This is a genomic window from Chitinophaga agrisoli (assembly GCF_008386695.1).
Classification (GTDB): Bacteria; Bacteroidota; Bacteroidia; order Chitinophagales; family Chitinophagaceae; genus Chitinophaga; species Chitinophaga agrisoli.
In genome coordinates, this window is record NZ_VUOC01000003.1 from 343,891 (window position 1) to 357,113 (window position 13,223).

Sequence of the window (13,223 nt, forward strand, 5' to 3'; positions counted from 1 at the left end):
ATTCCCCTCTTTTTCACTGAGGGAGTGCAAAGATAATGGTCATTCGCGAAATATCAAACATTTTTTGCTAATAAACCCAGGGTATCAAACGGTAAGTTCCCCGCTTATACTCCTCATAGGCCCCTCCCAGCCCCGCCGTCAGCATTTCCTCTTCTATTTGTATCCGGTACAGGAAAACCACTACCACCGGTACAAACGCTACTACCAGACTGATCCAGTTGTTAACAGACACCCCAAATCCCAGGAACGACAACAACGAGCCTGTATAAGCGGGATGCCGGATCAACCGGTACATCCCGTCCTTTTTGATAGTGTGCCCCTCCCGGATAGCTACATTCACCGTAAAGAACCGGCCCAGGGATGCAATGGCCACGAACCGGAACGCCATGCCCAGGAGGATCAGCACCAGACCGGTAATACCCACGAAAGCGGATTTTGCCAGCGGAAAATACGTATGGCGCGCAATCAGCTGGGCGGCCACCGTGGCAATGATGGCGGTTACCCATATGTAGGTAAGGGAGTGTTTTCCCTCTGGCTTCTTATCCCCCTGTCCGGCGCGGAGTACCCGGTTCAGGATAACTTCGCTCAGGACCCAGCCCAAATAAACGATATAGAAGATATTTTGCATAGAAAATAGAACAGGCTAAAGATACTTCCTTCCAGGGTAACAGCCCCCCTCAGCAATCCTGCCGCAGCAAAACGGCCTATCTTTAGTATAATGAAAACCTTCCGGGACCGGTTATTGTTATTATAGTGTTCCTTTTACACAATTACCCTAAAATAACCACATGGAACAGTTACGCCTACCGCAGATATGTTGTCCTTTCCCTGCTGCTATCAGCCGCTATATAGATGAGGTGAACGCCCATAACATCCACTGGGTGCAACAGTTTAAGCTGGCGCCCTCGCCGCGCCTGTTCGAAGCCTACCGGAGGGCTAAATTCCCCTGGTTTGTGGGCCGTATCTATCATGGGGCGGACTACCCGGAGCTGTGTGTGGCCTGCGATTTCTGTACCTGGTTGTTTATGGTGGATGATCTGCTGGAAAAGATAGGGGGCAATAAAACGGAACATGAGCAGGTGGTAGAAGAGATCATGCATGTACTGGAGCAGCAGGAGTGCACCGTCCTCGGCGAGCATGCGGCCCTTACGGCTGCCCTCATGGATATCTGGGAAAGGCTCAAAGCCATAAGCCCGGCCGCATGGCAGCGCCGGTTCATTGGGAATATGCGTACCCTCTTTGCCGCTACTTTCTGGGAGCGGAAGAACCGGGCGGCTGTACGGCGGCCTTCCATCGCGGAATATGTGAAGATGCGGCCCTATACCAGCGCCATGTATCCCTGTATAGACCTGATAGAGATCATCCGGCAATCCTGGCTGCCGGACGATATACGCCTGCACGAATCCATACAGCAGCTAACCCTTACCTGTATAGAGGCGGTTTGCTGGGTAAATGACCTGGTGTCCTTTAACAAGGAGTTGCGCATAAACGAACCGCATAACCTGGTGCTGCTGTTGCAGGAGGAGCACCATTTCAGCCCCTATGATGCTATTCGCGAGGTCACAGAGGTATGTAATGAGACCATCCGGCATTTTATGTTCCAGGAAGGGCAGTTATTAACGCCGGGCAAAGCGGTACATGCGTGTTTACCGCATTTTATAGCGGGCCTGCGCTCCTGGATCCGGGGCAACCTGGATTGGTGCGTGTTTGATACAGCGCGTTATGACCTTAAACTGGTGAAACGTAATGAGGATAGCCTCACTTTCAGTAAGATCTTCCTGGATGAGTGATAAAAAGAAGTCCTGTACCGGATGATACAGGACGTTTTTTGTTTCTATCTATATCTGGTCTAAACACAATTCCATTTGAATGTTGGCCCGCTCGTAAGGGGAGGGGGGACCGGTGATCTTTTTAAATCCCAGCTTGTGGTACAGGTTGATGGCAGGTTTGAGGATGGTGTTGCTCTCCAGGTATACCCGTTTAGCGCCTTTTTCCTGCGCCCAGTGAATGGCTGCCTGTCCCAGTAACCAGCCAATGTTCTTGCCCCGTACAGCCGGGGACACCGCCATCTTAGCCAGCTCATAGCCACCGTCTTCCATTTTGATCATGGCGCAGGTGCCCACGGGTTGTTCATCATACATGGCCATCCAGATATGCCCGCCTTTGGAGAGGATGTATTCTTTTGGATGGTCCAGCGCTTTATGGTCTGCCTCTTCCATGGTAAAGTACAGCGTGATCCACTCTTCATTCAAGTCCTTAAAGGCTTTGGCATATTCCGGGGTATAATCAACGATGTGTACAGCGGCGCTTTCCCGTTGTTTTTTCTCTTCCTGTACCCGGCGCAGCAAGGTTTTCTGCTCCAGCAGGAATTCCCATTCCGCTATGGCCTTCCACAGATCATACTGGGTAGTTTTCATGGCGGTGTCTACTGCCGCGCCTACATCTGCGTATTGGGCCTGGATCTTATTGCGGACGGCTTCGCCGGCGGGGGATAGTGTTACAAAGTTCTTGCGGCCGTCCTTTTTGCCTTTTTTTTCCTTTACGTACCCCTTTTTGGCCATCTCGCGCACGATCTGGCTCACGGAAGGATGGCTGTGGCCTATCTCCTGGGCAATTTCCGTGATGCTCTTTTCCTCTCCGCGGGAGAGCACATAAAATACCGGGAACCACTTGGGTTGCATGTCAATATCATACAGGGCATAGATCTGGGCGGCTTCTTCCGTCAGCAGGTCACTAAGGCGGCGTAGGCGGCTGCCCAGCGCCATTTTCCCTATTTCATCGTAGAAGTCCATAAGATTGAGTGTTAATTACGTAGTTACTTACGTAAATGTATGGAGAACCGGATTATTTACCAAATAAAATATGCCTCCTCCCCAGCAACCCCGGCCCTTAACCTTTGCAGGTAATAATTGTTGTACCGGTAGATAAACCTATTTCTTCACCAGAAAAACCATTATCATGTCTGTTGTTAAAGTAATTGAGCTCATCGCTACCTCAGAAAACAGCATCGCAGACGCCGTACGTAATGCCGTTGCTGAAGCATCCAAAACCATCCACAACATCGATTCCGTTTTTGTAAAAGACATTAAAGCCCATGTAAAAGATGGTAAGGTGACCACTTTTGGCGTGATCTGTAAAGTTTCTTTCCGGCTGGATGAGGGGCGTTAAAACAAGGAGCTGCTATTAAAAGGCAGCACCAGCCGATGAGGAATTAATACTGTTGGGCCAATAGCTATTAATCCCTTTTATGGTTCACTTCCAGCAGCAGCGTTACCATATGTGCGTGTAACCCGTCAGACCGTTTGTAATACGCATAGCGCAGGGCGGCTTCTTTAAAGGAATAATGCCCAAACAGCGGTTTGTAAAATACGTAACGCGCTCCTATGCCTAGTTTGTAGCTGTTAAAGGAAGACAGGTCGTAGTCAGAGGTGTAATACACCTCCTGGAAATCGTGTGCATTGTAAGCCCGGAAATACCGGGAGCCCTGCTGATGGTAGTACCGCAACAGCGGTGATACCGTAAGCCGTGGGTTGATCTTTACCGGCGCTTCCAGCTGCAGCGTGTGCGCAGTGATGCCAAAATTATCGTGGTAAAAACGGTAGTAGGAGCGGAGGATCACCCGGGAGCCTGCAAAGGTATTGAGCTGCACGCCCAACGGTAGTTTCCATCTTTCACGGGGCAGGCGTTCTACTTTCAGGCTGTCATTATTAAAGTATACCCGGTGAAAAGGCGTGGAGAGCAGCCCGTTCTGGTATACCAGTTCCGGGAATACCGCCAGCTGCATACGGGTATTGATCACCTGGTACAGCGCAAAGCTGGCGTTAAAGGAGCGGCGCCGGTATTCATCAAACCATTCCTTGTAGCGCAGCTCCTGGGGATAGATGAGCTTTACGGGTTTGCCATATTCCGGGTCCAGGCGGCCCCAGCGCAGATCGTCAAAGAAAGCCTGGAAAGAGGCGCTGATCTCCCGGGCGCCATCTTTACTGGTATGCTGTAATGTTAGGCCTATTGGTAGGGAGAGATAATCGGATTCGATGGAGAAGCCGGTATGGATGCCGGCCCGTATACGGGCCTTCTTAAATAAGTGACTGTAGCCAAGGTCCAGGTGACTACGGGCATCTATACGGGAGGCGGATGATTTTACAAAGTCTATTTTATCTGTGGAGGCGGAGGTGATAACGTCTACGCCTGCGTTGATACGAAAAGTATGTATAGAGTCCCGTTGATACGTGACCGTAAACTCAGGCGCATATACCTGCAACGCTTCTGTGCCGGTACCGCCTGTAACGGCAGAATGGTTGCCATCCTGCGTGTAGTAGGAGAACAGTACCTGTACATCCGTTTGTGAGATGTGTTTTTTCTTATAGGTTGTATCCTTTGCTTTTTGTGCGGATGCAGATAGTGATGCCGCCAATAAGCCCAGTACCAGATATTTCTTTTTCATGCCTGATCAGTTACAGCCGCATCCTCTGCTGGCTTTGCCATTGCCGCCGCCACTGGCGCCTTCGCGATAGGTATGTACGCCCTCTTCAAATTTTTCTATGTCCTGTTTACCCGGTTGCATGGCCTCATCATTCAGGTAGGCGCGCTGGTAAGGTTTTACCGCTACGCAACCCTGTTGGGCCGCCGCTATGACCACGGCTGCCACTAATAAGATATGCCACCATCTGTTATGCCTTTGCATGTATGTTGATATTCCTGGATTGATACACTTTGTTATGCGCGTCGATAAGCAGGCAATGTACCTGCGGCAGCTGATCCACGAGGTACAGGCCGGCTTCCGGGCCCATTACCGTTACTGCGGTGGCCAATGCATCAGATAGTTCCGCACTGGGGCTGATGATCGTTACGCTTTTAATAAAAGGCACCGGTTGCCCGCTAATAGGATCTATATTATGCGAATAACGGATGCCTTTGTGCTCAAAATACTGTTCATAGTTGCCGGAAGTGGCCACGGATCCATTCTGCACAGGTAGCCATAAAAGCACGCGGTTGGGATCGTCCGGATCCGCAATGCCCACTTTCCAGGGATTGCCATCAGCCTGAACGCCCCAGGCGGTCAGGTCGCCACTGGCATTGATCACGCCGTTTTGTACGCCTTTTGCCATCCACAGGGCTTTTACCCGGTCTGCGGCATAGCCTTTGCCTACCGCGCCAAAACCTATCTGCATGCCTTTATGTTGCAGGTATACTTTCCGGTCTTGTTGCAGTTCAATATAACGATAGCCGGTCACGCTCAGGGCTTGCTGCAGGGTATACGCATCCGGTAGCTGAAAGGTGGCCTGCTTAAAATTATATAATGCCTTCAATGCGCCGGAGCTAATGTCAAACGCGCCCTGGGTAAGGGCGGAGAGGCGGATGCATCTTTCTATCAGCGCATATACTTCTGCATCTACCTGCACAGGCGCCATACCGGCCTGCCGGTTTAGCTGTGATGTTTGGGAGGTATCGCTGAATACGGTAAGCAGTTTTTCTATCCGCTGGATCTCTGCCACGCCTTCGGATAAACGTTGCCGGGCGGCGGCTTCGTCCTGGTCTGTTACTATCAGCTCAAAATCAGAACCCATTAACCGCTGCTGTATACTGCTCCTGTGCATGCTTTTATTTTGGTAGTTGCTGTCGCACTGTGGTGATGAAGTCAGCCGGCGTTTGCCGGTTAAAGGGCAGCTGCGCCAGCAGTTTTTTTGCGGCCGTCAACAGTACGATCTGCGGAAAAGCGCCATTGGGATTAAACTCCGCCGCCAGTGATTCATATTGGGATCTCAGCGGGGCGGGTATCTTTTTTCGTTGGGGGAAGTCTGCTTCCAGCAGCACCAGCTTATCCTGTGCAAAATGCTGAAAGCTGCTATCGGCTAATATTGTCTTGTTAAATTGTATACAGGGAATGCACCAGTCAGAGCCAGAGAAGATCAGCAAGACCTCTTTGCCGGATGTTTGCGCCAGCGTAAAAGCCTCGTCAGGGTTTTTTAGCACCTGCGCATAGGTGGCCGGGGATAATAGCAGCAGCAACAAAATTCTAATCATAGGAACCATAAATTTCAACGCCTCCCTGCAAAATTAGGGATGTTGCTACGTAAAACTGTCATTAAATTTTCACGAAGGGGGATCCTGATCTGGTTTTCCCGGTTTCCATTGTTTCAGTATGTCAGGGTCCATAGACCGGATGTGCAGATCGCGCTGCGGATAGGGGAGCTCTATGCCTGCTTTTTGCAGATTTTCGTATATGCTGGTGAGTACATCGCTTTGCAGTTTGCCTGCCAGCGCCAGGTCGCCTGTCCAGAAGAAGATGCGGAAATTAATGGCGTTATCGCCAAACTGGAACAGGAATACAATGGGCTCCGGGTTTTCCAGTATGCCTTCCCTGCCTTGTACGGCCTGTTTCAAGATGTCTGTGGCCTGTTTTACATCAGCGCCATAGCCTACACCAATGATGAGCTCCACCCGGCGGATGCGGTTGCTTAAGGTCCAGTTGATGAGCTGTTGGGATATGAGATCGCCATTGGGCACTATCACTTCGGAACCGTCATAAGCGCCTATCTTGCTGGACCGGATGCCTATTTCCTTTACCACGCCGGAACGGGTGCCCAGCTCAATTACATCGCCTACTTCAATAGGTTTTTCAAAAGCCAGTATCACCCCGGATACCAGGTTGTTTACAATATTCTGTAAGCCAAAGCCTATGCCTACACCCAACGCGCCTATTACGATGGCCAGCTTATCCATGGGTATGCCGGAAGCGGCAAAGGCCAGCAGTATGCCCACGGCCAGCACCGCCAGGCGCACCAACAGCAGGGCAGAGCCCAGCTTATTCTTTTTACCAGCGGGTGCTTGTCCTGTTTCGCCAAACATAAAGGCAATGATCTGTGTCACTACCGTAGATACCCATATGACCAGTATAAAAATGATCACGCTGCTAAAAGTAAAAGCAGTATTACCCACCTTCCGTTCCGTGCTCAGAAAACTGCTGATGTTTTCATAGATGTTATCAAATATATACAGGTTGCGCGCTATCACCATCAGCCAGGCAATAAATGCAAATACATACAGGAATACCTTTAAACGGGATTGTATATGCTGAAAGTCAATAAAAGAAATAAAGGTGCTGGAGCTTTTATTAGCTTCTACCTGCAGGTATACCGTCTCCATTAAGAGCTCTACAAAAAACAGCAGGTTCACCGCCATGGTAATGCTGAGCGCTGCCGTTGCACCTATGATCTTGGCCGCAGTAACACGCCCGGTTAAGACCATCAGCAGAGAAAAAGCACTCATGATCACAAAGAGCATCAGTACCCTGGGCGTGTATTTAGGCAGAGCCAGCGTGCTATGGCGCGTTAATTTTCTGAACCGGACCCCCAGCCATATACAAATGATGGCGGCAAAGAACAGTCCCCACTGTTCTGCATTGGTGGCCTGTATGGTAAGGTTGTTAAGGAAATAAACAAACAGCATGGCCACCAGCAATAACCAATGATTAAAAAGGTGCCGTGGGATGGATTGCCGGATAATATAAGTCAGCGCGCAGATAGCCACTACCCAGTTCAGCTCAATGAACAGGATGGGATATTGCACAGAGAACAGGCCGGCCAGCGTGAAAAGGAAGATCAGCGGACTGGCCATGGGGAAGCGGTATAACAGGCGGGAATGCAGCAGAATGGCCTCCGCTTCTGTAGGCGGGTGATGCTGCCTCACTTTGCGGATATTCGAAAAGGTCCAGCCGGCAAACAGACCGCCTACCAATAACCATACGATCAGGATGGGCCATTGCACCAGGAAGAAAATGCCCAGCACTTTTATATTCTTGAATATAGAGTTCTTTAACACCCGGAAGAACCCGGGCTCGTTCTGCTGTTTTTTAGGCTGCCATAGGTAGGTGTAATCTTTATTGAACATGCGCTGGCTAAAATTATCCAGCTGAAATTCCATATCGCCCTGCAGGTTGGTGACCGCTATGTAGCGCATGGCTACCTCGTTCTGCAGCAGACCCATTTGCAGCAAGGCTTCCTTGTTGATCTTATCTACCTGGCGGAATTTCAGGATAAGGCTGGTAAGCTGGCTGATGTAAAAAGCGCGCAGCTCATCCTCCGCCGGTATGGCCCGCATGGCAGTGTCTTTGCGTACCTGTTGCAGGGTATCGTTGATATTTACCAACTCGTCATAATGCCGGAACAGATCATTCTGCCATGTTTTTAAGATCCGGTTCAGCTGTACCAGCATCACCTTATTGGTATACAGATCATGTATATTGGGTGTGCTGCCCAGGGCGGCAATATTGGTCTTGATCACATGCAGCGAGGAGTCTATCAGGGGCAGCTTTTCTGTGATACGGGTGGTATCGTAACCCCGTTTCAACACGCTGCCCAGCTCATTCAGCATCAGGGTATAACCTTCGAGGCGGTTGATGATAATGGCCACTGCGGTATCTGATACCCGTGAGCGGCTGGTATCTTTGGTGCTTTGGAGCACCAGTTTGCTGGTGCGGATGCTGTCTGCCAGGGTAGAATCCCGCTGCTGTTCCTGTGGTGTTTTCTTTACCTGGGACCAGGCCCCTGTCCACCAAAACAACAGCAAAAACAGCCAAAACCACCGGCAGTAGTGTTTTTCATAACCAGATATGCGCATGGGTCACAAAGATGATTACCCCGGCAATTTAAGTTTATTCCTGTAAAGTGCTGATAATTAAAGAGCTGGTATGAAGGTTGTATTAATTCTGTAGACAGGATTACCCACTACTAACCGCTAACTATTATATTAGACCATGCAAATGACACAACGATCTTTACTCACAGGCATTTTACTGATCAGTATGTTGGAAATGAAAGCGCAGACCTCTTTCCCGGCTTTTGACAAAGAAGGCCACCGCGGTTGCCGCGGACTGATGCCGGAGAACAGCATTCCCGCTATGAAAAAGGCCATCGACCTGGGCGTGAATACCCTGGAAATGGATGTAGTGATCTCCCGGGATAAACAAGTGGTGGTATCCCATGACCATTACTTGAACCATCTTTTCACCTTAACGCCAGATGGAAAGGAATTTACCAAGGAGGATGAGGACCGTTATACCATCTACAAAATGGATTATGCCGTAGTGCGGAAGTTTGACGTAGGCTCCAAAGGGAATCCGCTGTTCGCCACGCAGCAGCGCGTTAAAACATATAAACCCCTGCTGTCAGAACTGATAGATTCTGTAGAACAATATGCACAACAGCGCCAGGCGCCCAGGGTGCGGTATAATATCGAGACCAAATCAGTAGAAGGGCATGATGGCGAATGGCAGCCTGCCCCGGAAGAATTTGTAGAACTGCTGATGGGCGTACTGCAACAGAAAAATATCGTGGACCAGGTAGTGATCCAGTCTTTTGATAAACGCACCCTGCAGGTACTGCATCAAAAATATCCTTCTGTAAAAACGGCTTTCCTTACCGGCGATGAGAAGATGGGCATGAATGATAATCTGACTGCCCTGGGTTTCACCCCTTTTATATACAGCCCTAATTATAAGCTGGTAAATGCGCAGATGGTGCAGAGCTGTAAGGAGAAGGGTATTAAGCTCATTCCCTGGACGCCCAATACGGCAGATGAGATCGTGCAGCTGAAGACGTTAGGGGTAGATGGGATCATTACGGATTATCCGAACCTATTCTAACTAATGTGCAGATGTGCTAATATGCTAATGTTGGAAAATTCGCATTTCATCAGCACATTAGCACATCTGCACATTACTTTACATCCACTTCACTTTCTCTGTTAACGGTTTTATCCTTCTTCCTTCGGGAACGCCGTTATCAGTATGCCCCAGGTAAAAGAAGCCCAGTACTTTATCATCATCCCGTAAGCCCAGGTAGTCCTGCATGGCAGGATGGTAGGTCATACCGCCGGAGCCCCAGTAGGCAGCCAGCTGCAGTTCCGTAGCGGCCAGCCACATATTCTGTACGGCACAGGCTACGGCTGCGATTTCCTCTATCTCCGGTATTTTAGGATTATCGCCCCGTTTCATGCAGATGGCAATGATATGGGAGGCCAGATCGCCCTGTTGCTGTAATTTTTCGTAGTTACCGGGGATAAACTGGCTCGTAGGAGTGTAAGTCTTATATAACTCTGCGTGGTCTTTACAGAATTGTATAACCTTATCTCCGCTGAACACCACAAAATACCAGGGCTCCGTATAGCCATGGGTGGGCGCCCAGTCAGCCAGGGATAATAGTTCCCGGATAGTGTCGTCTTGTATTTTCTGGCCGTTCATGGCAGCCGGTTTTACCGTGCGCCGGTTACGGATCAATTGTGCTAAAGTTTGTTCCATTGTAAACGCTCATTTATTCATTATACCAATTTCTCTTTCCAATCGGCCGGCAGGCGGGTTACTTTACGTAACTGGTAGTTGAAACATACCATACCGGTTTTACCTTCTGCTATCAGCAGGCTGGTATCATTGCGGAGGGCGGTAATGCGGTAATACAGATCAAAGCCGGAGGCGGTATGTTCTGCCGCGGCTACTTCCACTTCCAGCACATCGCCGTGGAAGCTTTCTCCCTTATAAATAATGGCCACGTCTGCCATGATCAGGCCCAGGCCGTCTTCGCTCAGCTCTACAAAGCCATGGTGGGCCAGGTATTGCACACGGCTCTCGTGTATGATGGACAGGATGGCGTCATTGCCTACATGTTTGCCATAATTAAGGTCTGTGATGCGGATGGGTATCCGTGTTTTAAATCCGAACTGTGCGGGTAAGTCTAGTTTTACGCGTGCCATTAGGTTGCTTGGTTACATCATAAGGAGGGATCATCCTCCGCTGTTATTTATTGTTTTGCAGGAATGCGATCAGTTTGGCAAAAGCCCTGGCGCGGTGGCTATACTGGTTCTTTTCTGCCAGGTCCATTTCCGCAAAGCTGCGGGTAGCGCCTTCCGGCACAAACAGCGGATCGTAGCCAAATCCTTTGCCGCCTTTACGCTCCGTGAGGATCTGTCCGCGGGAAATGCCCTCGAACTGGTGCTCCTGTCCATCGATGATCAGGGAGATGACAGTCCGGAATTGCGCGCTGCGGTCTGTTTTATCCTGCAGCTCCTGTAAGAGCTTTGTGATATTATCCTCCGGGGATTTCTGTTCGCCGGCATAGCGGGCAGATAATACGCCCGGGGCGCCATGGAGGGCGGCTACTTCCAGGCCGGTATCTTCTCCAAAAGAGTTTTGACCGGTCATTTTATAAATGGTCGCTGATTTTTCCCGTGCGTTGGCCTCCAGGGTGTCGTGCGGTTCCGGGATGTCGATATCAATACCGGCGTCCTGCAGGGTGATGATCTCAAAAACATCGCCCAAAAGGGAACGGATCTCCTTTACCTTATTTTCATTATTGGTAGCAAATACCAGTTTCATCCTTATTGTATGATTTGTGTTGAAGGTTTGTTGGCTGTTAAGATCTACAGGAACAGCTGTTTAAGGCCGTTCCAGAGTTTGCCTTTGAGCTGTTTGTCGGCGGCAATATCCTGCAGGGGATCAGAGAACATTACCTGTATGCCGTCCGCGTTGTGCAGCTGATAGTTGGGCAAAGGTTCCAATCCTACCCGGGCAGATGCGATGCCGAACAGTACACATTGTTTCATGGGAACCGCCTGCTGCCAGGCGGTTAAGGGCGAGGGCGGCATGGTAGCAATATTCACCAGGGCAACATCCTGCATACCCAGTTTACATGCGTTTAATATATTCGTGAGCAGGTTAAACAATTCATCGTTTAAGTACGCCTCGCTTTCATTTTGTATGAAGAGCGCAATGTTTTTTTGATTTTCTCCTAAATATTTGACTTTAGGCAATGGCTTTTGCGCGACTGCAACCGGGGTGCTTTTCCCGGGAATGACAGGCTGGGTGTATATTTTAGCCAAAAAGTATGGGTCCAGTTGCAATTGATCAAAAGACATAGATATTTATTTTAATAACCATATGATCATCCCCCGCTGGGGAAAAATCAGTTTATTTGTGTAAAAATATCGAGATAAAACCGATTAACCATGATGGCAGTAGATTATACAGGCGTAAATGCAGCAATAATGGAGACAGCAGCAAAACAGATCAAGGTTACCAAAACCACAAAAAGCCGCATTGCGGAAGTGGATTTTAATAACCTGGTATTTGGTAAAAAATATGCTGACCATATGCTGGTGGCGGATTTTGATGGAAAAGAATGGCACAGCGCTGAGGTACTGCCCTTTCAACATCTGTCTGTAAGCCCGTCCAATGCCGCCTGGCATTATGGACAGGCAATTTTTGAAGGTATCAAGGCCTATAAGGACCAGGAAGGCCATCCGATGATCTTCCGTCCTTATGACAACTATGAGCGTTTTAACCGGTCCGCAGAGAGGATGGGTATGCCGGCCATTCCGGAATGGCTCTTCATTGGCGGTATGTCTATGCTCATAGACATTGACCGTGACTGGGTGCCTACTGGCGAAGGCTGTTCGCTGTACCTGCGTCCGTTTATGATAGCGGCGGATGAGTTTATTGGCGTACGCCCCTCTGATACTTACAAGTTTGTAATTATTAACTCTCCTTCCGGAGCCTATTTTAATAAACCCATTAAGCTGCTGGTACAGGATAAATACATCCGTGCATTTCCTGGCGGCGTAGGGTATGCCAAGGCAGCCGGCAACTATGGCGGCGCTATGTACCCCACCATGCAGGCCCGCAAACAGGGGTATGACCAGATCCTGTGGGTAGACGGCATGGAACATAAATACCTGCAGGAATGCGGTACGATGAACGTTTTTGCCATCATCGGCAATAAGGCACTAACGCCGGATCTTACACAGGGCACTATTCTTGCCGGTGTTACAAGGGCCAGTGTGATGACCTTGCTGGAAGAGATAGGCCTGGAAGTAGAAGAAAGACCGGTTTCTATTGATGAACTGGTAGCCGCCTGGAAATCAGGCACCCTGCGGGAGGTGTTTGGCACCGGTACCGCTTCCAGCGTGGCCTATGTAGACCAGCTGGATTACAAGGAGCATCTGATTCAGCTGGATACCAGCCGTTATGAGGTGGGCGCTGAAGTGATCCGCCGTCTGGATGCTATCCGTACCGGTAAAGCGGCAGATCCGCATAGCTGGAATTACAAAATTGACCGATAAAAGTTTTTCATTAGTTTTAGTTGTGTTATGTTAAACAGGCTGTTCCTTATGTAACGGCCTGTTTTTTTATGGGTAGACTTTAGGAAGCCTTTCCGGGAGGGGAGGCTTTGTTG

The 13,223-nt window shown here is 49.5% G+C and carries 15 protein-coding genes; 4 read left to right on the forward strand and 11 right to left on the reverse strand.

The features are described from left to right. Nucleotides 1-67: 67 nt before the first annotated feature. A complete protein-coding gene (locus F0L74_RS16720) occupies nt 68-628 on the reverse strand; it encodes a methyltransferase family protein (RefSeq protein WP_149839049.1) in 561 nt (186 codons plus the stop codon). A gap of 160 nt (nt 629-788) precedes the next feature. Between F0L74_RS16720 and F0L74_RS16725 the strand changes: the two genes are divergently transcribed. Continuing rightward, entirely contained in the window at nt 789-1,790 is a 1,002-nt protein-coding gene (locus F0L74_RS16725; RefSeq protein WP_149839050.1) for a terpene synthase family protein, read from the forward strand. A gap of 48 nt (nt 1,791-1,838) precedes the next feature. Here F0L74_RS16725 and F0L74_RS16730 read toward each other — a convergent pair whose 3' ends face one another. Further along, nucleotides 1,839-2,792 (reverse strand): bifunctional helix-turn-helix transcriptional regulator/GNAT family N-acetyltransferase, encoded by a 954-nt coding sequence (locus F0L74_RS16730; RefSeq protein WP_149839051.1) that lies wholly within the window; start codon nt 2,790-2,792, stop codon nt 1,839-1,841. Nucleotides 2,793-2,958: 166 nt separating this feature from the next. Between F0L74_RS16730 and F0L74_RS16735 the strand changes: the two genes are divergently transcribed. After that, nucleotides 2,959-3,168: a dodecin family protein gene (locus F0L74_RS16735; RefSeq protein WP_149839052.1), complete on the forward strand. Its 210-nt coding sequence runs from the start codon at nt 2,959-2,961 to the stop codon at nt 3,166-3,168. A gap of 67 nt (nt 3,169-3,235) precedes the next feature. On the opposite strand, the gene F0L74_RS16740 is transcribed toward F0L74_RS16735, so the two are convergent. The 5 genes from F0L74_RS16740 to F0L74_RS16760 all read right to left on the reverse strand — a co-directional run bounded on the left by F0L74_RS16740 (nt 3,236) and on the right by F0L74_RS16760 (nt 8,619). Then, nucleotides 3,236-4,444, reverse strand: coding sequence for a DUF3570 domain-containing protein (locus tag F0L74_RS16740; RefSeq protein ID WP_149839053.1), 1,209 nt, complete (start codon nt 4,442-4,444; stop codon nt 3,236-3,238). Between the two features lie 6 nt (nt 4,445-4,450). Next, complete coding sequence (locus F0L74_RS16745) at nt 4,451-4,684, reverse strand: DUF4266 domain-containing protein (RefSeq protein WP_149839054.1); 234 nt, start codon at nt 4,682-4,684, stop codon at nt 4,451-4,453. Then, nucleotides 4,671-5,597 (reverse strand): FAD:protein FMN transferase, encoded by a 927-nt coding sequence (locus F0L74_RS16750; protein ID WP_149839055.1) that lies wholly within the window; start codon nt 5,595-5,597, stop codon nt 4,671-4,673. The genes F0L74_RS16745 and F0L74_RS16750 overlap by 14 nt, the downstream gene beginning before the upstream one ends. A gap of 4 nt (nt 5,598-5,601) precedes the next feature. Next, nucleotides 5,602-6,024 carry a thioredoxin family protein gene (locus tag F0L74_RS16755; protein WP_188316041.1) on the reverse strand — a complete coding sequence of 141 codons (423 nt, stop codon included), beginning with the start codon at nt 6,022-6,024 and terminating at the stop codon, nt 5,602-5,604. Nucleotides 6,025-6,093: 69 nt separating this feature from the next. Next, complete coding sequence (locus F0L74_RS16760; RefSeq protein ID WP_149839057.1) at nt 6,094-8,619, reverse strand: mechanosensitive ion channel family protein; 2,526 nt, start codon at nt 8,617-8,619, stop codon at nt 6,094-6,096. Between the two features lie 142 nt (nt 8,620-8,761). Between F0L74_RS16760 and F0L74_RS16765 the strand changes: the two genes are divergently transcribed. Then, nucleotides 8,762-9,643, forward strand: a complete 882-nt coding sequence (locus F0L74_RS16765) for a glycerophosphodiester phosphodiesterase family protein (RefSeq protein ID WP_149839058.1) — start codon at nt 8,762-8,764, stop codon at nt 9,641-9,643. A 78-nt stretch (nt 9,644-9,721) separates the two neighbouring features. Here the strand turns inward: F0L74_RS16765 and F0L74_RS16770 are convergent, their stop codons facing one another. The 4 genes from F0L74_RS16770 to F0L74_RS16785 are packed head-to-tail and all read right to left on the reverse strand — an operon-like array spanning nt 9,722 to nt 11,907. Then, a complete protein-coding gene (locus F0L74_RS16770) occupies nt 9,722-10,297 on the reverse strand; it encodes a nitroreductase family protein (RefSeq protein ID WP_149839059.1) in 576 nt (191 codons plus the stop codon). Nucleotides 10,298-10,317: 20 nt separating this feature from the next. Beyond that, nucleotides 10,318-10,746: an acyl-CoA thioesterase gene (locus F0L74_RS16775; RefSeq protein WP_149839060.1), complete on the reverse strand. Its 429-nt coding sequence runs from the start codon at nt 10,744-10,746 to the stop codon at nt 10,318-10,320. Nucleotides 10,747-10,789: 43 nt separating this feature from the next. Continuing rightward, nucleotides 10,790-11,368, reverse strand: coding sequence for an RdgB/HAM1 family non-canonical purine NTP pyrophosphatase (rdgB, locus tag F0L74_RS16780; RefSeq protein ID WP_149839061.1), 579 nt, complete (start codon nt 11,366-11,368; stop codon nt 10,790-10,792). A 44-nt stretch (nt 11,369-11,412) separates the two neighbouring features. Then, nucleotides 11,413-11,907 (reverse strand): hypothetical protein, encoded by a 495-nt coding sequence (locus F0L74_RS16785; protein ID WP_149839062.1) that lies wholly within the window; start codon nt 11,905-11,907, stop codon nt 11,413-11,415. 90 nt (nt 11,908-11,997) lie between these two features. Here F0L74_RS16785 and F0L74_RS16790 point away from each other — a divergent pair, with 90 nt between their 5' ends. Beyond that, complete coding sequence (locus F0L74_RS16790) at nt 11,998-13,110, forward strand: branched-chain amino acid aminotransferase (protein WP_246197743.1); 1,113 nt, start codon at nt 11,998-12,000, stop codon at nt 13,108-13,110. The last annotated feature ends 113 nt before the right edge of the window (nt 13,111-13,223 follow it).

Excerpts from the sequence above, each read along its gene's own strand:
- F0L74_RS16760 (WP_149839057.1), bottom strand. The coding sequence starts at position 8,619 with ATGCGCATATCTGGTTATGAAAAACACTACTGCCGGTGGTTTTGGCTG.
- F0L74_RS16725 (WP_149839050.1), top strand. The coding sequence starts at position 789 with ATGGAACAGTTACGCCTACCGCAGATATGTTGTCCTTTCCCTGCTGCT.
- F0L74_RS16775 (WP_149839060.1), bottom strand. The coding sequence starts at position 10,746 with ATGGCACGCGTAAAACTAGACTTACCCGCACAGTTCGGATTTAAAACA.
- F0L74_RS16785 (WP_149839062.1), bottom strand. The coding sequence starts at position 11,907 with ATGTCTTTTGATCAATTGCAACTGGACCCATACTTTTTGGCTAAAATA.
- F0L74_RS16730 (WP_149839051.1), bottom strand. The coding sequence starts at position 2,792 with ATGGACTTCTACGATGAAATAGGGAAAATGGCGCTGGGCAGCCGCCTA.
- F0L74_RS16765 (WP_149839058.1), top strand. The coding sequence starts at position 8,762 with ATGACACAACGATCTTTACTCACAGGCATTTTACTGATCAGTATGTTG.
- F0L74_RS16755 (WP_188316041.1), bottom strand. The coding sequence starts at position 6,024 with ATGATTAGAATTTTGTTGCTGCTGCTATTATCCCCGGCCACCTATGCG.
- F0L74_RS16735 (WP_149839052.1), top strand. The coding sequence starts at position 2,959 with ATGTCTGTTGTTAAAGTAATTGAGCTCATCGCTACCTCAGAAAACAGC.
- F0L74_RS16750 (WP_149839055.1), bottom strand. The coding sequence starts at position 5,597 with ATGCACAGGAGCAGTATACAGCAGCGGTTAATGGGTTCTGATTTTGAG.
- rdgB (WP_149839061.1), bottom strand. The coding sequence starts at position 11,368 with ATGAAACTGGTATTTGCTACCAATAATGAAAATAAGGTAAAGGAGATC.
- F0L74_RS16740 (WP_149839053.1), bottom strand. The coding sequence starts at position 4,444 with ATGAAAAAGAAATATCTGGTACTGGGCTTATTGGCGGCATCACTATCT.
- F0L74_RS16790 (WP_246197743.1), top strand. The coding sequence starts at position 11,998 with ATGATGGCAGTAGATTATACAGGCGTAAATGCAGCAATAATGGAGACA.
- F0L74_RS16745 (WP_149839054.1), bottom strand. The coding sequence starts at position 4,684 with ATGCAAAGGCATAACAGATGGTGGCATATCTTATTAGTGGCAGCCGTG.
- F0L74_RS16770 (WP_149839059.1), bottom strand. The coding sequence starts at position 10,297 with ATGGAACAAACTTTAGCACAATTGATCCGTAACCGGCGCACGGTAAAA.
- F0L74_RS16720 (WP_149839049.1), bottom strand. The coding sequence starts at position 628 with ATGCAAAATATCTTCTATATCGTTTATTTGGGCTGGGTCCTGAGCGAA.